The organism is Streptomyces sp. NPDC085927 (genome assembly GCF_044540975.1).
Taxonomy (GTDB): Bacteria; Actinomycetota; Actinomycetes; order Streptomycetales; family Streptomycetaceae; genus Streptomyces; species Streptomyces hirsutus.
Genome location: NZ_JBITSN010000014.1, coordinates 23,279 through 42,860, shown reverse-complemented (window position 1 = coordinate 42,860; position 19,582 = coordinate 23,279). Strand labels below are relative to the sequence as shown.

14 protein-coding genes and 1 pseudogene are annotated in these 19,582 nt (G+C 73.1%); 4 read left to right on the top strand and 11 right to left on the bottom strand.

Features of this window, described 5'->3' with window-relative positions:
- Positions 1-404: 404 nt before the first annotated feature.
- The 6 genes from ACIF80_RS28890 to ACIF80_RS28865 form a co-directional block, all read right to left on the bottom strand.
- On the bottom strand, positions 405-2,786 hold the full coding sequence (locus ACIF80_RS28890; RefSeq protein WP_399810035.1) for a HelD family protein: 2,382 nt from the start codon (positions 2,784-2,786) through the stop codon (positions 405-407).
- Between the two features lie 59 nt (positions 2,787-2,845).
- Complete coding sequence (locus ACIF80_RS28885) at positions 2,846-3,607, bottom strand: anti-sigma factor family protein (RefSeq protein ID WP_399810033.1); 762 nt, start codon at positions 3,605-3,607, stop codon at positions 2,846-2,848.
- Positions 3,608-3,672: 65 nt separating this feature from the next.
- Positions 3,673-4,269 carry a sigma-70 family RNA polymerase sigma factor gene (locus ACIF80_RS28880; RefSeq protein ID WP_079040643.1) on the bottom strand — a complete coding sequence of 199 codons (597 nt, stop codon included), beginning with the start codon at positions 4,267-4,269 and terminating at the stop codon, positions 3,673-3,675.
- A gap of 322 nt (positions 4,270-4,591) precedes the next feature.
- Positions 4,592-5,188: a CGNR zinc finger domain-containing protein gene (locus tag ACIF80_RS28875; protein ID WP_399810031.1), complete on the bottom strand. Its 597-nt coding sequence runs from the start codon at positions 5,186-5,188 to the stop codon at positions 4,592-4,594.
- 283 nt (positions 5,189-5,471) lie between these two features.
- A complete protein-coding gene (locus tag ACIF80_RS28870) occupies positions 5,472-6,707 on the bottom strand; it encodes a uroporphyrinogen-III synthase (protein ID WP_399810030.1) in 1,236 nt (411 codons plus the stop codon).
- A gap of 145 nt (positions 6,708-6,852) precedes the next feature.
- Entirely contained in the window at positions 6,853-8,247 is a 1,395-nt protein-coding gene (locus ACIF80_RS28865; protein ID WP_399810029.1) for a nitrate/nitrite transporter, read from the bottom strand.
- Positions 8,248-8,665: 418 nt separating this feature from the next.
- Between ACIF80_RS28865 and ACIF80_RS28860 the strand changes: the two are divergent.
- Together ACIF80_RS28860 and ACIF80_RS28855 are read left to right on the top strand one after the other, a co-directional pair.
- A pseudogene (locus ACIF80_RS28860) lies at positions 8,666-8,767 on the top strand (Scr1 family TA system antitoxin-like transcriptional regulator); the annotation flags it as partial.
- A gap of 414 nt (positions 8,768-9,181) precedes the next feature.
- Positions 9,182-9,667 carry a DUF6083 domain-containing protein gene (locus tag ACIF80_RS28855; protein ID WP_399810027.1) on the top strand — a complete coding sequence of 162 codons (486 nt, stop codon included), beginning with the start codon at positions 9,182-9,184 and terminating at the stop codon, positions 9,665-9,667.
- Between the two features lie 165 nt (positions 9,668-9,832).
- Here the strand turns inward: ACIF80_RS28855 and ACIF80_RS28850 are convergent, their stop codons facing one another.
- The 4 genes from ACIF80_RS28850 to ACIF80_RS28835 all read right to left on the bottom strand — a co-directional run bounded on the left by ACIF80_RS28850 (position 9,833) and on the right by ACIF80_RS28835 (position 16,008).
- Positions 9,833-11,161, bottom strand: coding sequence for an acyltransferase (locus tag ACIF80_RS28850; protein WP_399810026.1), 1,329 nt, complete (start codon positions 11,159-11,161; stop codon positions 9,833-9,835).
- The gene (locus ACIF80_RS28845; RefSeq protein ID WP_399810024.1) at positions 11,158-13,356 is read right to left on the bottom strand and encodes a polysaccharide deacetylase family protein; all 2,199 of its coding nucleotides are present in this window, start codon (positions 13,354-13,356) and stop codon (positions 11,158-11,160) included. Before ACIF80_RS28845 ends, ACIF80_RS28850 begins: the two co-directional genes overlap by 4 nt.
- Positions 13,356-14,858, bottom strand: coding sequence for a hypothetical protein (locus ACIF80_RS28840; RefSeq protein ID WP_399810023.1), 1,503 nt, complete (start codon positions 14,856-14,858; stop codon positions 13,356-13,358). Before ACIF80_RS28840 ends, ACIF80_RS28845 begins: the two co-directional genes overlap by 1 nt.
- 181 nt (positions 14,859-15,039) lie before the next feature.
- Positions 15,040-16,008, bottom strand: coding sequence for a LysR family transcriptional regulator (locus ACIF80_RS28835; RefSeq protein ID WP_399810022.1), 969 nt, complete (start codon positions 16,006-16,008; stop codon positions 15,040-15,042).
- 83 nt (positions 16,009-16,091) lie between these two features.
- Between ACIF80_RS28835 and ACIF80_RS28830 the strand changes: the two genes are divergently transcribed.
- Both ACIF80_RS28830 and ACIF80_RS28825 read left to right on the top strand, forming a co-directional pair.
- Entirely contained in the window at positions 16,092-17,480 is a 1,389-nt protein-coding gene (locus ACIF80_RS28830; protein ID WP_399810021.1) for an MFS transporter, read from the top strand.
- A 270-nt stretch (positions 17,481-17,750) separates the two neighbouring features.
- Positions 17,751-18,758, top strand: a complete 1,008-nt coding sequence (locus ACIF80_RS28825) for a LacI family DNA-binding transcriptional regulator (RefSeq protein ID WP_399810020.1) — start codon at positions 17,751-17,753, stop codon at positions 18,756-18,758.
- Between the two features lie 21 nt (positions 18,759-18,779).
- Here ACIF80_RS28825 and ACIF80_RS28820 read toward each other — a convergent pair whose 3' ends face one another.
- The gene (locus tag ACIF80_RS28820) at positions 18,780-19,559 is read right to left on the bottom strand and encodes a PHB depolymerase family esterase (RefSeq protein ID WP_399810258.1); all 780 of its coding nucleotides are present in this window, start codon (positions 19,557-19,559) and stop codon (positions 18,780-18,782) included.
- Positions 19,560-19,582: the final 23 nt, after the last annotated feature.

Genomic DNA, 19,582 nt, shown 5'->3' with positions numbered 1-19,582 from the left:
CGACTTCCTCTGCTTTCACCGTGTAGCTGCTTTGTGCCGTCCGATCGTCGCACCTACCGCCGAGTACGCGGTAGCCGCATCCGATTGCGAACGTTTTGGTCACGGCGGAAGCGGGTAACTGCGAAAACTGCCGGAAAGACTGTTCCACCATACGAGAAGTCGTGGGCCGTTCGTAAGTCAACGCGAGAGGCCCACGCCACCCGGAAGTGACGTGGGCCTCTCGGTTGTTCAGTGACACCGACCCGCCATGCTCGCCTCGCGGCAAGTGGTCGCTCGTAGCGACGAAGGTTGGGCCCGGGGGCTTGGATCGGGCCGGTGTCACTTGCCAGGCTAACAAACGGATGCCCCGGGGCCATTCCCGCGGGCGGGTCATGTGGCGATGATCCGCCGGCCGGCCGCGTTCATCAGTCCCGCAGCAGGTCCGGGACGCCGGACGCGTCCGGCTCGTCGCGTTCGGCGGAGACGACGGTGAGCTGCTGGGTGGCGCGGGTCAGGGCGACGTACAGGACGCGCAGGCCGGCCGGGGACTCGTCGGCGATCTCGGCCGGGGAGACCACGATCGTCGCGTCGTACTCCAGACCCTTGGCCTCCAGGCTGCCGAGGGCCACCGCCCTCCCCCAGTCCCGGCTCCGCTCGCCCGGGGGGACCCCCATGCCGAGCCCCTCCAGCCAGCGCCGCGCCTCCTCGCGGCGCTGCATGGCGACGACCACACCGACCGTGCCGTCCACCCGCTCCAGCAGCCGGGCCGTCTCCGTGCGCACGGTCTCGGCGAGCGACGCGCCCGCACCGGCGCCGTTCCCCCGCACCGGCACCTGGCCCTGCCCCCCGCCCGTGGTCACGAAGCGCGGTTCGACGCCGGTCGAGCGCACCGCCCTCGGCGCCACGGAGCCCGGCATGGCCAGCGCGAGCACCTTGGCGGCGAGGTCGGCGATCTCGGCCGGGTTGCGGTAGTTCACGGTGAGCTCGAAACGGCGGCGGGGCCTGCTGCCGAGGGCCTCGTCGCGGGCCTGGGCGGCCTCGTCGGGGTCGGACCAGGACGACTGGGCGGGGTCGCCGACGACCGTCCAGGTGGCGTGCCGGCCGCGCCGGCCGACCATGCGCCACTGCATGGGGGTGAGGTCCTGGGCCTCGTCGACGATGACGTGGGCGTACTCGGTGCGTTCCTGGGCGAGGCGTTCGGCCCGCTCGCGCTGCGACTCCTCGCGCACCGGCATCAGCTCCTCCAGGCCGGTGAGCTGGTCCAGCGGGTCGAGCTCCCGCCTGCGCCGGGGGCGGGCGGGGGCGCCGAGGACGGCCTGGAGTTCGTCGAGCAGCGCGATGTCGTGCACCGACCGGCCGTCCCGCCGCAGCGAGCGGGCGACCTTGCGGACCTCGCCCGGATTGAGGACGCGCCGGGCCCAGCGGCCGAGGCGCCGCTCGTCGGCCATGGCGTCCAGCACCGCGGCCGGGGTCAGCTCGGGCCACCAGGCGTCGAAGAAGGCGAGGAAGTCGTCCTCGGTGGTGATGTCGTCGTCGAAGGAGGAGCGCAGTTCGGCGGCCAGCTCCGGGTCGGTGTGCCGGCCACCCGCGCCGGAGCGCTCCCACAGGGCGTCCAGGAGCAGTTTGCGGGCGCGGGGGCGCAGCAGGTTCACCGGGGCGGTGCCGCCGAGGGCGGCGTGGCGGACGGCCGACAGCTCGTCGGCGTCCAGTTCGAGCCGCCGGCCGAAGGCGACGACGTGCAGCCGGGTCGGCGTTCCGGCGCTCTCCAGGGCGCCGCGCGCGGCCTTCCGGATCACCCTGAGCATGCGGGACGAGCCCTTGGCGCGGGCCACCGCCGGGCTGTCGTACAGGGTGGCCTCGGCGCCGTCGACCAGGGAGCCGATGGCGCGGATGGCGACCTGGCCCTCCTCGCCGAGGGAGGGCAGGACACCCTCGGTGTAGGCGACCAGGAGCGGGGTGGGCGAGACGATCAGGATGCCGCCCGCGTAGCGGCGCCGGTCCTGGTAGAGCAGGTAGGCCGCGCGGTGCAGGGCGACGGCGGTCTTGCCGGTGCCGGGGCCGCCCTCGACGTAGGTCACGGAGGCGGCGGGGGCGCGGATCACCAGGTCCTGCTCGGCCTGGATGGAGGCGACGATGTCCCGCATGCTGTGCGTCCGGGCCTGGCCGAGCGCGGCCATCAGCGCGCCGTCGCCGATGACGGGCAGCTCGCGGCCGTCCAGGGAGGCCGTCAGCTCGGGGCGCATCAGGTCGTCCTCGACGCCGAGGACCCTGCGGCCCTTGGAGCGGATGACCCGGCGGCGCACCACCCGGCCCGGGTCGACCGGGGTGGACCGGTAGAACGGGGCGGCGGCGGGCGCCCGCCAGTCGATGACCAGCGGGGTGTAGTCCTCGTCGAGGACACCGATGCGGCCGATGTGCAGCGTCTCGGCGATGTCGGCGGTGTGGTCGGGGCGGACGGCGCCCTCGGCGGGCTCGACGGCGGTGTAGGCGCCGTCGGGTCCCTTCTTGCCGTCCTTGCCGAGGAGCAGATCGATCCGGCCGAAGAGGAAGTCCTCGAACTCGTTGTTCAGCCGGTTGAGGTGGACGCCGGCCCGGAAGACCTGGGCGTCCCGTTCGGCGAGCGCGCCGGGCGTGCCGACCTGGCCGCGCCGGGCGGCGTCGTGCATGAGGAACTCGGCCTCGTGGATTTTTTCCTCGAGCCGTCGGTACACCCGGTCGAGGTGTTCCTGTTCGCCACTGATCTCCCGGTCGCGAACGGAATCGTGAACCGGATCAACCGCGGTTTCCTGCTGAGCCTGAGCGGCCACCGGGCCCCCTTCTGACGTGCTGGGCAGCCGTCAACCGTACGCGAAGGGGGCCCGTCAGGCTACGCGTCGACTTCCACGAGCTTCTTGCCGTCGAACGTCACGATCTCGTAGCTGTCGATCTCGTCGGGATCGAACGAGGCGCCGCCCTGGACGTGGAGCGGCTGCTTGGCCTTGTCCGTCGTGGCGTCCGGCAGGCCGTAGCCCCACTCCGGGACGGTCCAGGAGGTCGCGGTCTCCCGCTCGCCGTTCTTGCCGATGACGACCAGGGCGCACTTCTGGGAGCCCTTGACGTTGGTGATCTGCGCGGCGAGGCCGGTGCCCCAGTCCTTCTCCTGGAACGCCACGGTCACGGAGACCTTGGTGCCCGGGTCGGTGGCCGTGAGCTTGTCGGGGATCTGGTCGAAGACGTCCTTCGCCGGGTCGGCGGAGAGGATGCGGTTGGTGCCGCCGCCCCCGCTGCCGCTGTCGCCCCCGCCGTTCGCCGCGACGGCGACGAAGGGGCCGCTGACGATCAGGGCGCCCGCGGCGGCGACCATGTAGAAGTTGCGGCGGCGCTTCTTGGCGCGGCGCTCGGCGACCTCGTCGACCAGCTTCTCCACCACGCGCGGCGCCGGCTTGGCCGACAGCGACTCGCCGAGCGACGGTGTGCCGGTGCCGGGCAGGTCCGCGAGGGCGGCCAGCATCGGTTCCATACCGGCGAGTTCGTCGAGCTGCTGGGCGCACCACTCGCAGCCGGCGAGGTGCGACTCGAACGCGGTCGCCTCGGCATCGTCGAGGATGCCGAGAGCATAGGCACCGACGGTCTCATGTTCGTTCGGCACCGGTGATCCCTGCATGGCACCAGACATACCCGTACCGCCCGCTCCGAATCCCCCGTACACGCTCATCACGCCGTCACCCCCCGCTCCTCCAGTGCCAGCTTCATCGAACGCAGGGCGTAGAACACCCTGGAGCGCACCGTGCCGCTGGGTATCCCGAGGGTCTCGGCCGCCTCGTTCACGGTACGTCCCTTGAAGTACGTCTCGACAAGGACCTCCCGGTGGGCAGGGGTCAGGTCGTCGAGTGCGTCCGACAGCGTCATCAGCCACAGCGCCTTGTCGATCTCGTCCTCCGCGGGGATGACCTCCAGCGGCGACGGATCGACCTCCTGCGGCCGGGCCTGCCGGCTGCGGTGGCCGTCGATGACGATGCGCCGGGCGACCGTCACCAGCCAGGGGCGTACCGATCCGGTCGCCCGATTGAGCTGACCGGCGTTCTTCCAGGCACGGATGAGCGTTTCCTGCACGACGTCCTCGGCTCGCTGCCGGTCGCCGGCGACCAGCCGAAGGACGTAGGCGAGCAAAGGCCCTGCGTGCTCTCGATACAGCGCACGCATCAACTCCTCGTCGGGTTCGTTCGACGAGTACGACGAGGACGAAGACATGCGATGTCGGGCCCTCGCTCCACGTTCATTGGCCACGGCCGCATCCTTGCGCACGCCCACCTCCGGTGTCCCGGGGATCCCCCCGTCGGTCGCTCGACATCGGGTACGGACGCGGTGCGTGGGGTGTTCAACGCGGGGTGACAGTTTTCTGAGGGACGCGACGGAGACCGGGACATGGGAGCACATTCCCCCCGCCTCTCCTTCACGTTTCCCCCACAGGGCGAGGGCGGGCCGGGCTGCCCGTGCCGACCGCGAGGCAAACCGGGGGTGAGCGAAGTCACTTCAGCATTTGAGGGGCGGTAAGTAGCAGGAAATGGCGGAAGAGGGGGTGCAAGCCGCATACGCGGCAGTGGAGTTGGAGGGCCCGTGAGGTGAGGCCGGGTCAGGTGCGGGTGAGGGCGGCGGCCCTGCGGCGGTGGCGTGCCACGCGCTCGCGGTTTCCGCAGACCTCGCTGGAGCACCAGCGCCTGCGGCGGCCCCGTGAGGTGTCCAGGTACACGATCGGGCAGTTGTCGCCCTCGCACTGCCGCAGGCACGCGCGCGCGAGCGGGTCGGTGAGCAGGTCCACGGCGTCCCGGGCGATCGCCGCGAGCAGGGCGGCGCAGCCGGGCGGCGCCTCCAGCCGCCGCACCAGTGCCCCGTCGTCCCCGGGGACCGCGCGCGGCGCCGGGGGCGCGGCACGGGCGGTCTCGTTGACGCGGGTGAGCGCGAGGTCGTACGCGGTGCTGCCGGGCGCCGGCCGGACGGGCACCAGACGGGCGAGGTGGCCGCGCAGTTCGCGGAAGGCGACCGGCCAGGTGTCGTCGGCGTGGGTCAGCGGGGTGCCGGCCGGGACGAGTCCGGAGCCGGTGATCCAGGCGCCCAGCACGTCGACGGAGCCGAGCCGTTCCTCGGGATGCGCGGTCGCGAGGAGATCCAGACAGATCCGCCCGGTGTCGAACCGCAGCTCGTGGGGCGCCGTGTCCGTACCCAGTGCCATGTGCCTGTCACCGCCTAGGGTTCACTCCGGTCGCGTGGGGGCCGGGGCGCGATGCGGGTGAGGAATCCGTTCCGGGAATCCGCTCCCTCTACAGTGCCTGCCCGCTCCTCCACCCGGAACCCCTCGGGCACCCGCCCACGTCCCGGAACGGCCCTGGCCCCGGCACAGGGACTTCGTCCCAGGGCCCGACGCGGGTCCCGGCCGAAGCCGCTCCACGTCCCGATCCGAGCCCCGCCCCTGTATGCCCCGCCCGGCCTCGCGCGCGGCGCCGCGCCGGCTGCGCTCAGGCGTCGTCCCCGTACTTCTCGTCCGCCTGCGGATCCAGGGCCAGGCGGTAACCGCGCTTGACGACCGTCTGGATCAGCCTGGGCGCGCCGAGGGCGGCGCGCAGGCGGGCCATCGCGGTCTCCACCGCGTGTTCGTCGCGGCCGGTGCCCGGCAGCGCGCGCAGCAGGTCCGCGCGGGCGACGACCCAGCCGGGGCGGCGGGCCAGCGCCCGCAGCAGCGACATGCCCGCGGGCGGTACGGGGCGCAGCTCGCCGTCCACCACGACGGCGTGCCCGCGGATCTCCACCCAGTGCCCGGCGACCGGCAGCGAGCGGGCCCGGCCGGGCAGTTCCCGGCAGAGCAGCTGGACGAGGGGGCCGAGCCGGAAGCGCTCCGGCTGGACGGTGTCGATGCCCCGGGCCTGCAACGGCAGCGCGGTGACCGGGCCGACGCAGGCGGGCAGGACGTCGTGTCCGAAGGCGGCGAGGACGTCGTCGAGCAGGCCGCGCTCACCCGCGCGGGACAGCAGGGACGCGGCGGCGGGCGCGCTGGTGAAGGTGACCGCGTCCAGGGTCCGGGCGACGACGGCGTCCAGCAGCCGGTCGACGGGGGCGATGTCCTCCGGCGGCATCCACCGGTAGACGGGCACCCCCACCACGTCCGCTCCCGCGGCCCGCAGCGACTCCACGAACCCGGGCAGCGGTTCGCCGTGCAGCTGGAGGGCGATCCGCAGCCCGTCGACGCCCTCCTCCAGGAGCCGGTCGAGGACCTCGGCCATCGACTCCGACGACGGCGACCACTCCTCCGTCAACCCGGCGGCCCGGATCGCGCCCTTGACCTTCGGTCCGCGGGCCAGGATCCGCACCCCGCGCAGCCGCGCCAGCAGATCGTCGCCGAGCCCCCAGCCGTCGGCGGCCTCGACCCAGCCGCGGAAACCGATCGCCGTCGTGGCGACCGCGATGTCCGGGGCCTGTCCGATGATCTCCTTGGTGGCGGCCAGCAGTTCGCTGTCGTCGGCGAGCTGCACGATCCGCAGCGCGGGGGCGTGCAGGACGGCGGCGCCGCGCCGCTGGAGCAGCGTGCCCAGTTCGTCGGCCCGGCGCGCGGCGGTCACGCCCACGGTGAAGCCCGCGAGCGGCCCGTGCTCCGGATCCTGCCCGGGGTTCCGTCCTGTCGGCCCGTCCGACTCTGTCGGCCCGTCCGGCTCTGTCGGCCCGTCCGGCCGCTCCGGGTTCTGCTGTGCGTCGTACATGGTTCCCGTCCCGCTCTCGTCCCGCGCTCGAGTCGGTGTGCTGCGTCCACTGTGCTGTGTGTGAGGCACGGCTCGTCCTCATGCCGACCGAGCCTGTCAATGCTCCATGACAGGCCCGGTTCGGCTTCATGTCCCCCGTGTTACGTCACACCTCGGCATAGCTGAGCTGCGGCTTCTCCTCCGCGACGGCCGTCGTGGCGGCCGGCCGCGCCGGGCGGCGAAGGTATACGGCCCGGGTGACCACCAGGCAGACCGCGTAGAAGGCCAGGAAGGCGACGAACGCGCCGGTGCCGGAACCGTAGGAGAGGAAGGACTGGCGGAAGGCCAGGTTGATGCCGACCCCGCCGAGCGCGCCCACCGCACCGATCAGCCCCATGGAGGCCCCGGACAGCCGGCGCCCGTACGCGGCCGCCTCCTCGCCGCTCAGTCCCCGGGCCAGCGCCTTGGCCTGGAAGATGCCGGGGATCATCTTGTACGTCGAGCCGTTGCCCAGGCCGGTCAGCACGAACAGCACCACGAAGGCGACGGTGAAAAGCACCAGCGACTTCTGCAGGGAGGCGACGATCAGCACCCCGGTCGCCACGCCCATGCCGGCGAAGTTCCACAGCGTGATCCGCGAGCCGCCGTACCGGTCGGCGAGCCATCCGCCCACCGGGCGGATCAGGGAGCCGAGCAGCGGGCCGATGAAGGTGACGTACGCGGCCTCGAGCGGCGTGCGGTCGAACTGGTTCTGCAGCACCTGCCCGAAGGCGAAGCTGTAGCCGATGAACGAGCCGAAGGTGCCGATGTAGAGGAAGGACATGATCCAGGTGTGCGCGTCCCGGGCGGCGTCCTTGGCCGCACCGGTGTCGTTCCGTACCGAGGCCAGGTTGTCCATGTACAGCGCGGCGAGCACGGCGGCCACGACGATCAGCGGGATGTAGAGGCCGAGCAGCGCCCGGGGCCCGCCGCTCGCCCCGATGATCGCGAGGGCGACGAGCTGGATCACCGGGACGCCGATGTTGCCGCCGCCGGCGTTCAGGCCGAGTGCCCAGCCCTTCTTCCGCAGCGGGAAGAAGGCGTTGATGTTGGTCATGGACGAGGCGAAGTTGCCGCCGCCGATGCCCGCCAGCAGGCCGACCAGCAGGAAGGTGGAGAAGGACGTCCCGGGCTCCATCACGGTGAACGCGGCGACCGTGGGGACGAGCAGCAGCGCGGCGGAGACGATCGTCCAGTTCCGGCCGCCGAACACCGCGACGGCGAAGGTGTACGGGACCCGGACCACGGCGCCGACCAGCGTCACCACGGACGTCAGCAGGAACTTGTCGGCCGGGCTCAGCCCGTACTCCGGGCCCATGAAGAGCACCAGCACGGACCACATCGTCCACACCGAGAACCCGATGTGCTCGGACAGCACGGAGAAGAGGAGGTTCCGGCGGGCGACCTTCTCCCCGGTCCGGTTCCAGAACGTCTCGTCCTCGGGGTCCCACTGCTGGATCCAGCGGCCGCCCCTGCTCGGGGGCGGCGGTGCGGGGACCTGGCCGGGGGCTGGGGCTGTCATGACGCCTCCACTGTTCTCCGGGGTGGTGCGGGCGGATGCCGCGAGGGCCTGTCGGCCCGGGGCCTGGTTCCGAAGGTAGGGAGGGAGCGTTTCCGGCCCGTGGCAGCGGGTGACCGCTGGGGAACGTTGCTCTCACCCTTTGCGGGGGCGGAGTGAGAGGTGCCGGGCGGGGGTCGGTTCCGCGAGGGCCGCGGCAGGTGGCGCGCCCGGCCCGTCGGGCCGGTCACCGGGGAGGACCCGGCCGCCCGGAGCCGGGCCGCGTACCGGGCGTTGCGCCTGCGCGTGACCAGGGCGCCGACGCCGAGGAGAGCCGTCGTCACCGGCCACAGCACGCCCGCGCCCTCGTCCGGGCCGTGGTACCGCCCGTGCGGCAGTACGAGATCGAGCGCCGTCTCTCCCGTCGCACCGACGGCGGGGCATCCTGCACCGAGAGGATCCGCCCTCCTGCTCGGCGAGCATCCACGAGTCGGCTCTGCGCAGGGGCTTCGGCGGCCCCGCTGCGGCTCGCGGCCGGCTCACGCACCTGTTCGGCATGGGCGAAATGCCCCACGTCACCATCCGTGTGATCCCGTTCGGCATCGAGGGGGTCTCAGAGGGACATGGATCAGGACACCGCCGCCCGGTTCTGGTGGAGTCGAGCAGTCCATGTGGTGGCGAGTCCCCGACCAGACAGTGCGGTCAGCTCCGAGCCGCCCGCACACGAACGCCAAGTGCGCCAGACCTCTCCCCCGGACCGCGCGGCCGACGCCTCTCTCGACAGCAGGGCCCGCACGCACGGACGACCATGCCAAAGACCAGCCACGCCCCAACAGCACCCCTCGGCCCCGCATCGCCTCACGAGCCGCGCCCCGCGCCCGCGCGCCCCGCCCGCATGCCCCCGTTGCGCCCGGATCGCGCCCTACCCCACACCAACGGCCACATCCACGCTCAAACCATGGGGGAAACACACGAACCGGCCGTCGTTCCGCTACCCGGCCCCGACGCCCACCGCCACGCACCCGCCGCCGCACGACCTTGGGAGAACATCGACCGTGCCCAAGCCGCCCTGGACGGCGCCACCGGCCCCGAGCCACCCCACCCACCCCTCTGCCCCCACTGCGGCCTGGCCGGCGAACGGCGCCGCACCTACACCGGCCGGCACGTCCTCCTCGAGCCCGGCTTCACCCTGCCCGCCCACCTCGTGCCCGGCGGACACCGCTGGCACCTCGACACCGACGGCACCGCCTGGAACGGCGGCCTGGACGAACCCCTGCCCGGCGCCACCTGCCGCATCCCGCACCAGCTCGCCTGTCCCGGCCTGACCCTGGACGAGATCCGCCCGTGGCGGTGGCTGGAGACGGTCCGGCGGTTCAACACGGAGCGGGCACGGCAGAAGGCGGGCGGGGAGGGTTTCCCGGGAGCGCTGCCCGCCGTGGGCTGACCGCCGCGGACACCTCTGTTTCCACCCGAGCCGTCAGGCCCGACCGGAACACCGAACGGGTCGCCGGCAGCCCTTCGACGAGACCTGCGTGGCCTCGGACCGCATGCCTGCCGCCTCGCCGACGCCGCCGCTGAAGAAAGCCGGGTCCCGAAAAGAGGGTCCGCGTCAGCCCCGGCGGGCGGCGCGGCGCCCAGAACCCTTGTCCACGGAGCGCTTCGTGCCGTTCGGCCACAGGCGGGGTTTCCGTTTGGCCGCGAGGTCCTCGACCCAGCCGACCGCGAGCACCGTCAGGCCGATGAGAGGCCAGACCAGGGCGAACATCCAGAGCGTGTACGTGCTGCTGAGAGCCTCCACCCCGCGCTCGCTCTGCATGAACGGGAGCCGGTACAGCAGGTCGACGATCGGGACCGTCGCCATGATCAGCATGTTGTGCCACAGGTAGATGGTGACCGCCCGGTTGTTGGAGAGCGTCACCAGCTTGTCCCACTGCGCCAGGCGTCCCGGGAGTTCCTGCCAGGACGGGGAGTACTGGAGCAGGATCACGACGAAGCCGAACGACCAGGTGGCCTGGGCCAGCGGAATGTCGTTGAGGTCCCAGCCGTCGGGGCCCAGGTGACCCGACGCCCACCACAGGCCGAAGGCCATCACCAGCGACGCGCAGGAGACCGAGACGTAGCGCGGGATCTGCTTCAACAGGCCTTCGTGGTGGGCGAAGCCCAGCACCCAGCACCCGCCGTAGACCGCGAAGTCGGTGATCGCGCGGCCCGTTTCGCCCGGGATGGTCACCAGGCCCGTGCCGACGATCGCCGTCAGGCCCAGCGGGGCGAGCAGGGTCGGCCAGGGGGCCCGGCGGAACGCCCACAGCAGCAGCGGCGACGCGATGACGAACCACAGGTAGGCGCGCAGGTACCACAGCGGGCCCGCGGCCTGCACGGCCCAGGTCTCGTCCAGCAGGCCCGACGGGGAGCCGAGCTCCCAGGGGTAGGGCGGAGCACCGATCGGAACGATGTAGTTGAACAGTCCGATCAGGCCCCAGGAACCGTCTTCCTTCGCCGGGTTCCAGCCGTGCGCGAACATCATCGCCAGCACGACCACGGCGAACGCCCACAGGGGCGGCAGGAGACGGCGGATCCGGCTGCGGAGCACGCTTCCCGCCGGACGCTTCAGTGAACGCGCCATCAGCGAACCCGCCAGCGCGAACATCACGCCCATCGACGGGAACAGCACTGTCAGCCAGGCCCAGCCGAACAGGTGGTAGACCACGACGCGGACCAGGGCGATGGAGCGCAGCAGGTCGAGGTACCGGTCACGGCCCGGTTTACCGGGGGCTGCCGGGGCGGCGGGATCCGCTGCGGGTGCGGGCTCGGTCGTGCGCTGGCGCGGGAGGGCGGGCGGCACCCCCAGGGGCCCGTTCGCCTCCCCCGGATGCGCGGTTCCGTACGGGCCGGCCGGTTCCGGGCCCGGGCCCGTACCGGTCGTGTATCCGTGGGTCATGCCACGGGCCTCCGATCGTCGTCGGTCCGCGCGTTCTGGCGCGGCACCGAGCCGCCGGGCGCCTCGACGGCACCGGTGCGCCGCAGCTTCTGCCAGCGCAGGCGGCCGCCGGTGAGCGCGGTGATCCAGGACTGGAGCAGCACGACGTACATGAGCTGGCGGTAGAGGATCTGCTGCAGCGGCAGCGAGATGAGATGGGTCATGCGTTCGCGGTCGAGGCGGAAGGCGAAGGCCGCGCAGACCGCCTGGATGGCGAGGACGCCCAGCCACGCCATGATCGTCTTCTGGGTCGGGCCGAAGACGATGCCGTAGAGCAGGAAGACGTCGATCAGGGGGGCCAGCAGCGGAGCCACGATCATGAACAGGGAGACGAAGGGCAGGCCCACCCGGCCGAAGCGGCCCGAGGGTCCCTTGTCGATCACGGCGCGGCGGTGCTTCCAGATGGCCTGCATGGTGCCGTACGACCAGCGGTAGCGCTGGGACCACAGCTGCTGGACGGTCTCCGGGGCCTCGGTCCAGGCGCGGGCGTTCTCGGCGTAGACCACGCGCCAGCCGGCGCGGTGCAGCGCCATGGTGACGTCGGTGTCCTCGGCGAGCGTGTCGTCGCTCATGCCGCCGATCGGGACCAGGGCCGAGCGGCGGAAGGCGCCGACGGCCCCCGGGATGGTCGGCATGCAGCCGAGGATGTCGTACATGCGGCGGTCCAGGTTGAAGCCCATCACGTACTCGATGTGCTGCCAGGCGCCGATGAGGCTGTCCTTGTTGCCGACCTTCGCGTTGCCCGCCACGGCCCCCACCTTCGGGTCACCGAAGGGCTGGACGAGTTCGCGGACGGTGGACGGCTCGAAGACCGTGTCGCCGTCCATCATCACGACGATGTCGTACCGGGCGTTGGCCAGGCCCCGGTTGAGCGCGGCCGGTTTGCCCGCGTTGAGCTGGCGGATCACCCGGACGTTGGGCAGGCCCATGGCCTCGACGATGCGGGCCGTGCCGTCGTTGGAACCGTCGTCGATGACCAGGACCTCGATCGGGTGGTCACTGTCCATCAGGGAACGGACGGTGTTCTCGATGCACTTGGCCTCGTTGTAGGCCGGGACCAGCACGGTCACCGGCTCGGTGACCGGCGTACCCCAGCGGAAGCCCTTGCGGCGGACCCGGCGGGCGTGGACGCCGGAGAGGAGGAGCATCAGCACGAAGCGGCCGATGACCAGGGTGCCGACGATCGCCAGGCCCACCGCCAGACCGCTGGTGATCTTCTCCGAGGCCTGGACCAGGAAGGTCCACGCCTTGCCCTTCCACAGCTCGGAACCGGTCACCGGGCTCATCGCGCTGGGCGCGTCCAGGGCCTCGGTGAGGTTGTCGAACTCGTAGCCCTGCTTCTTCAGGTCGGGCAGCATCGTGTCCAGCGCCTCGACGGTCTGGCTGCGGTCACCGCCGGAGTCGTGCATCAGGACGATGGCGCCCTCGCCGTTCTTCGGCGTGGCACGGCGGATGATCTCGGCGACGCCGGGCCGCTGCCAGTCCTCGCTGTCGGTGTTGTTGACGACGGTGATGTACCCGAGGCTGCCGATGTACTCGGTGACCGGCCAGGACTTGTTGTCCATGGCCTCGGAGAAGGAGGAGTACGGCGGGCGGAAGAGCGAGGTGCGCACCCCGGCGGCGCCGGTGAGCGCCAGCTGGTTCTGCGACAGCTCCCAGTCGATGCGCTTCTTGGACTGGAGGGAGAGGTCGGGGTGGTTGAACGTGTGCAGGCCCAGTTCGTGACCCTCGTCGACCATGCGCTGGACGAGGTCCGGGTAGCGGGAGGCCATGGTGCCGGTGACGAAGAAGACCGCGTGCGCGTCGTGCTTCTTCAGCACGTCCAGCACGCGCGGGGTCCAGACCGGGTCCGGGCCGTCGTCGAAGGTGAGGACCAGCCGGCGGTCGGGCACGCTCAGGCTCTCGGTGCGGCCGCCCCGGGCGTCGATGACCGGGCCGCCCTCGAGGATCTTCTCCGGCACCTTGTCGGTGGGGGCGGGCGCCTGGACGCGATGGTCGGCGAGGATCTCGCTGTGCGTGTAGCCGCGCAGCATGAGCATCGCCGCCAGGGCGACGAGGACGAGCAGCGGAAGCAGCAGGCGCAGGGGCACGCGGCGACGCCGGGAGCCGCCTCGGGCTCTGGTCGCGGGCCCGGGGCGGCGGGAGTGGGATGCCATCAGAGAACGTGCTCCGGGGACGGTGCGGCGGGGGCGGGGGACTGGTCGGGCTGTGCGGCGGGGTTCTCGGCGGCCACGGCCGGTGCTCCGGCGGGCGCCTGGGCGAGGCTGCCGGCGCCGGCGGGTTCTTCGTCGCCGGGGTCCTCCCCGGCGGGCGGCGTGGTCGGGTCGGTGCCGGTGCCGCCGGACGGGGTCGTCGGGTCGGCGGGCTCCGGGACGGCCGGGGGGTCGGCCGGGGCGGTCGTCGTGGGGCCGCCGACGCCGGTGCCCGGCCCGGGAGCGGTCCGGGTCGGCGTCGGCGCCGGGCCGGCGGTCTCGCCGGCCCCCTCCTCGGCGGCGGGCGCGCCGCCCGCGGGGAGGCTGGCGCCGGGCGAGGGAAGGGTGCCGGCGTCCTCGGCGGTCGGTTCGGCGCCCGGGGTCAGGTCGGTGCCGGAGCCGGGCGACGCGTCCGGCTCGGCGGGCTGCGGCGAGGTCTCGACCTTCCCGGCGGGCTGCTCCTGCTCCTGGCCGGGTACGGGGACCCAGGGGGCGTTGGAGTTGCCGGACAGCAGCGTGGCGACGATCACGATGGCGTACGCGGCGCAGGCCAGGCCGACGGCCAGGCCGATCCGGCGGTAGAGGCGGCTGCGGCGGCCGGACTCGTCGACGAACACGGGCCCGTCGGCGACGTCGTGGCTCGCACCGGCTCGGTGCTTGCCCGGCGTTGCCCGCAGTACGCCGTCGCCGAACTGCACGGCGTCGAGCTGGATCGTCACCTCGTGCGGGTCGTGGGTGTGCTCGGTGGTGCCGGTGTCCGTGGCCGCGTCCGCGCCTACGGCGGGGAGGGTTCTGGTGGGCTCGGCCGTGGCGGGGACGGGCCTGGTGGGCTCGGCCGTGGCAGGGGGGAGCACGGACGTCTCGGCGCCCTCCTGCCAGGGGTCGCGCAGGGGGGTGCGGGGTGGCCGGGGGGTCCCGGGGGTCTGGGCGGAGAGGCGTGCGGTGAAGCCGGTGGAATCGGCGGAGGGGGACGAGGGGGCGGTACGGGGCCTGATCCGCAGGGCCCTGGTCTCCTCGGGGTCCTCGGGGCCCTCGAAAGACGCCGGGCGCGTCGGGGCGGCCCTCCGCGTCCTGTCCTCCCCGGTCTCCCTGTTCGCCTTCTCCGGCCCGCGCTGTGCGGGCATCCCGCTCGTGCCGCCCGGTGCCGGCACCTTGCTCGTGCCGCCCGGCGGGGGCGTTGTGCTCATCGTGGTCGTCGTGGCCTTCGTGTCGTCCGGAGCGACCCGGTCATCCAGGCCGGCCCGGTCCTTCGGGCCGGTCCGGTCGTCCGGGCCGGCCGCGCGGGGTGCGGTCCTCGCCGCGGTGACGTCGTTCGCCGCGGCGGTGCGGCCGGGCACGCCCCGGGAGAACCACGTCCCGTGGCCGGCGGCGGAACTGCCGGAGGCAGACCGGTCGTCCTCGACCGGGTCGGCTTCGTCCTCGGTTCCGGACCGTTCGGGTTGGGCGTCTTCTCGCCACTGTTCCACGCGCACGCTTCTTCCCCCCACGGGACTGTTCCGGGTGCGCGTGCGGCCCGAGCAATCGCCGCCGGAGATGGCCCCCACCCTCTCCGAGCGCCCCGTTTATCACACCGTGCTCGAGCATCGAATGTAGCGCACGCGAAGGTTCCGTGTTCACCGGGAGGGGATTCGTATCAATTGCGAGACATTAGGGAGAACTCATGACATCAAGATCACTGTCCGAAACCCATCCGTCGGCGGGCCGGAGCAACCAGCCCTCCTCGGCGGCGATATCGGCCGCAGCCCTGCGAAGTACGTCCAGAGCGGGGTGAATCAGACCTTTCCGCCACACCAGGGACACGGGTGACAGCGGAACGGGGTCGACCAGCGGGCGCAGCACCATCGAGGGCAACGGCGGGAAATCCACCACGGCGAGGACCGGATTGCCCGTGCGGGCCATGATCCGCTGGAACTCCTCGTCCCCGACGGCCAGGGGCGCGGGCGACGCGACGTCGATGCCCCACCCCTCGAACAGCAGCTCCGCGAGGTCGGTCCACTCCGGTGTGCGCGGATTGCCCGCCCCGGCGTACAGCTCCTCGCCGGCCAGCGCGTCGAGCGGGACCTCCGCCAGGGCGGCCAGCCGGTGGTCCTCGGGAAGGATCACCGCCATCGGCTCGTACCGTACGGGCTGTTGGTCCAGCCCGGCCTTCAGCGCCGCGGGGAGTCCCGCGAACCGCCCGAACGACGCGTCGAGCCGCCCCGCGACCAACTCGCCCGCGGCCCAGGTCAGTCCGCTCTCGTAGCGGGCCATCAGCTCGTGGCCGGGGCTGAGTTCGCGGGCCCGGTACAGGACCCGGCGCCCGGTGGCCAGTCCCGGGGAGTTGAGGTCCACCAGCAGCGGCCGGGTCCGTCCGGCGGCGGCGAGCAGGTCGTCCTGCGCCGCCAGGGCCCGGCGGGCGTACGGCAGCAGGCGTTCGCCGTCGGGGGTGAGCGTCACCTGGCGGGTGGTCCGTACGAACAGTTCGCTGCCCAGCTCCCGTTCCAGCCGCCGTATGTCGCGGCTGAGCGCCTGCTGGGCGACGTAGAGGCGCATCGCGGCACGGGTGAAGTGCAGTTCCTCGGCGACGGTGACGAAGGCGCGCAGGAGGCGGGGGTCGAGGTGGGCGGGGGCGGACACTCCGCGAACCTACAACGCGGATGCGTGAATCGGTACCGGGAAGGTGTTGGACCGGTGCCGCGGGCGCGGGCGACGGTGGGTGCATGCCGCAACCGACCTTCCACAGGCGTCCTCCGGCCTCCCGGAACACCCCTCTGCTCACCGTCACCGCCGACACCCTGGTCGCCGTCGACTTCTCGCCACGCGGGCGGACGAACAGCGGCCGCGGCCGGGAGAAGGGCCCCTACCGCCGCCTCTTCGCGCTGCCCGGTGCCCGCGCGTTCACCGCCTGGAACCTCCTCGCCCGGCTGCCGATGGGCATGTTCAGCGTGAGCGCGGTCATGATGATCGCCGTGACCCGGGGTTCGTACGCCCTGGCCGGCGCGGTCGTCGCGACCGGACTCGCGGTGACCGCGGTGGTCGCCCCGTGGACCGCGCGGCTGGTCGACCGGTACGGGCAGGCCCGCGTCGCCCTGCCCGCCACAGTGTTCGCCGTGCTCGGCCTGCTCGCGCTGCTGCTCTGCGTGCGCCACGGCGCCCCCGACTGGACCCTGTTCGCCGCCTACGCCGCCACCGCCACGACGCCGAACACCGGCGGGATGTCCCGGGCCCGCTGGGCGTACCTGCTGAGCTCCCGCACCGGGGGGCCGGGGGGCGACCCGAAGGCGGTCGCCGATGCCCTGCACACCGCGAACTCCTTCGAGCAGGCCGCGGACGAGCTCTGCTTCATGCTCGGCCCGGTGCTCGCGGCCTTCCTGTGCACGGCGCTCTTCCCGGAGGCGGGCACGCTGGTGGGGGCGGTACTGCTGCTGACCGGTGTGACGCTTTTCACCGCCCAGCGTTCCACCGAGCCGCCCACCGGACGCCACGCGCCGGGTGGCCGGGCTCCCTTCCGGGCGCCCGGGATGCGCCCGCTGCTCGTCGTCTGTCTCGCGACCGGCGCGGTGTTCGGCGCGATGGAGGTCGTCACGATCGCGTTCGCGGACGCCCGGGGGCACCGCCCGGCGGCCGGCGCGGTGCTCGCCCTCCAGGCGGCCGGCTCCTTCGCGGCGGGGCTCGTCTACGGGGCGATGCGCCCGGCGGGGTCCGCGCGGTCCCGGCTGCCGTGGTGCCTGGCCGCCATGGCCGCGCTGATGGTGCTGCCGCTGCTCGCGGCGTCCCTCACCGGCTCGCTCGTCCTGCTGGCGGGCGCGCTCCTGCTGGCCGGCATGGCCACGGCGCCGACGATGGTCACGGCGATGACGCTGGTCCAGCGCTGCACCCCCGAGGGGCGGCTGAACGAGGGCATGACCCTCGCGGTGACCGGCCTGCTCGGCGGGATCGCCTGCGGCAGCGCGGCGGGCGGCTGGACGGTCGAGCACGTCTCGGCGGCGGCCGGGTACGGGGTCCCGGTGACGGCGGCCGCGACGGCTCTGCTGACCGCCCTCGTCCTGCTCGGCCCGCTGGGCTCCCGCCCGGTCGGGGCACCGGTCCCGGCCCGCTCGGGCGGCTGAGGCGGGCGGTTCCCCTCCCCCGGATCCCCTTCCGGTCAGCCCTTCGCCCCCTTCCCCCTTCCCCCCTTCAACCCTTCATCCCCTTCGGTCCCTTCGATCCCTTCGGTCCCTTCGATCACCTTTCGACCCGGCCCGCGGTTCGGGCCGTCGAACCGCCCCACCGATTCCCGCACGTCCCATTGACGGCCCCACGGCCCGCACATACCTTCACCCGTCGAAGCGCTTCGACACTTCCGGTTTTCGGTGAAGGACCCCCGATAAGGACCCTCGATGGTGAAGATCACGGATGTGGCCCGGCACGCCGGGGTCTCCCCCAGCACGGTGTCGTACGCGCTCAGCGGCAAGCGGCCGATCTCCGACGAGACCCGGCGCCGCGTCCAGGCCGCCGTCCGCGAGCTGGGCTACCGCACGCACGTCCGGGCCCGGGGCGCGGCCGGGGCCGGATCGCGGGTGCTGGCGCTGGCGGTGCCGATGCGCTCCGGCGTCCATGTGCCGGTGGTGACGCAGTTCGCGGTGTCCGTGGTCACCGCCGCCCGCGCCCACGACCACGACGTGCTGCTGCTCACCCAGGGCGAGGGCGAGGAGGGCATCGGACGGGTCGCGGAGACGGGGCTGGCGGACGCGCTGGTGGTGATGGACGTCCAGCTCCAGGACCCCCGGCTGCCGTTACTGCGCTCGCTGCCCCTGCCGTCCGTACTGATCGGCGTCCCGGCCGAGCCGGACGGGCTGACCTGTGTGGACCTGGACTTCGGTGCGGCGGGCGAACTGTGCGTGGACCATCTGGCGCGGCTCGGGCACCGGGTGGTGGCGCTGGTCGGCTCGCCGCCGGAGGTGTACGTCCGGCGCACGGCGTTCGCGCGGCGGCTCGTGCAGGGCTTCACCGCCGCCGCGGACCGGCACCGGATCGGGTCCGCGGTGCACCCGTGCGGGACGGGCCGGGACGCGGCCCGCGCGATGGCCGGGCGGCTGCTGCGCGAGCAGCCCGCGCTGACCGGGGTGGTGGTGCACAACGAGCCGCTGCTCGACCCGTTGATCGACGCCTTCGAGGAGCTCGGGGTGCGCATCCCCGAGGACCTCTCCCTCACCGCCGTCTGCCCGACGCCGGTCGCCGTCTCGGCCCGTATCCCGCTCACCTCGGTCACCGTGCCGTCCACGGAGCTGGGCACCCGCGCGGTGCACCTGCTGGCACGGAAGCTGTCGGGCGCCCCCGTGCCGCAGGCCACCCTGCTCCCGCCCCGCCTGACCGAGCGCGCCAGCACGGGCCCGCGCCCGGTCTGACCCGCCCGGTCCGCGGGCCGCTCAGCCGAGTGCCCAGGCCGAGCCGAGCCGGTGGGCGGCGCACAGGTTCACGTCCGGGAAGTACGCCCCGGCCACCCCGCACTGCTCGCCGGCGCTCCCCGGGTCGACGGGCCGGCCGTGCCCCATGCCGGTGAGGGCGTAGGTCTCGACCGCCGCTTTCCCGTCCGGCCCCCGGAACACCTGGTGCGGATGTCCGGCGACGGTGTCGCTCACGTCGGCCGTCCGGTCGGCGCCGTGCACCTCGGTCCACTGCTCCACGAGGTCGGTCATGTGGGCGGACTTCACCGTGTGGTCGGCCGTGCCGTGCAGGACGGTCAGCGCCGGCCAGGGCCCGGTGTACCCGGGCCGCGCGGCGCGCACCCGGTCGCCCCACTGCCCGGGGGTCCGGGAGGCGCCGACGTACATGCACACGTACGGCGACCCGGCGGCCTGCGCGCACCCGTACGGGAGTCCGGCGACGACGCCTCCCGCGGCGAACTTCTCCGGGTACGCCGCCATCATCACCGCGGTCGTCCCGCCGCCGGCGGACAGCCCGGTGACGTACACGCGCGAGGCGTCGCCCGAGACGTCGGCGAGCTGGCGGTCCACCATCTGCGCGAGGGACGCGGCCTCGCCCCGGCCGCGCTGGATGTCGGCGGTCCGGAACCAGTTGAAGCAGCCGGAGAGGTTGTTGGCGCTCTGCTGCTGCGGCAGCACGACGGAGAACTTCCAGCGGTCGGCGAGCTGCTGCCGGCCGGTGCCGGTGCCGTAGCCCGCGGCGTTCTGGGTGCAGCCGTGCAGGGCGAGGACGACCGGCGGGCAGC

Bases quoted from the DNA above. Each gene is read 5' to 3' on its own strand.
- ACIF80_RS28875 (WP_399810031.1), bottom strand. From the start codon at position 5,188: ATGGCACTGGGTACGGACACGGCGCCCCACGAGCTGCGGTTCGACACC.
- ACIF80_RS28870 (WP_399810030.1), bottom strand. From the start codon at position 6,707: ATGTACGACGCACAGCAGAACCCGGAGCGGCCGGACGGGCCGACAGAG.
- ACIF80_RS28865 (WP_399810029.1), bottom strand. From the start codon at position 8,247: ATGACAGCCCCAGCCCCCGGCCAGGTCCCCGCACCGCCGCCCCCGAGC.
- ACIF80_RS28855 (WP_399810027.1), top strand. From the start codon at position 9,182: ATGGGGGAAACACACGAACCGGCCGTCGTTCCGCTACCCGGCCCCGAC.
- ACIF80_RS28850 (WP_399810026.1), bottom strand. From the start codon at position 11,161: ATGACCCACGGATACACGACCGGTACGGGCCCGGGCCCGGAACCGGCC.
- ACIF80_RS28845 (WP_399810024.1), bottom strand. From the start codon at position 13,356: ATGGCATCCCACTCCCGCCGCCCCGGGCCCGCGACCAGAGCCCGAGGC.
- ACIF80_RS28830 (WP_399810021.1), top strand. From the start codon at position 16,092: ATGCCGCAACCGACCTTCCACAGGCGTCCTCCGGCCTCCCGGAACACC.
- ACIF80_RS28825 (WP_399810020.1), top strand. From the start codon at position 17,751: ATGGTGAAGATCACGGATGTGGCCCGGCACGCCGGGGTCTCCCCCAGC.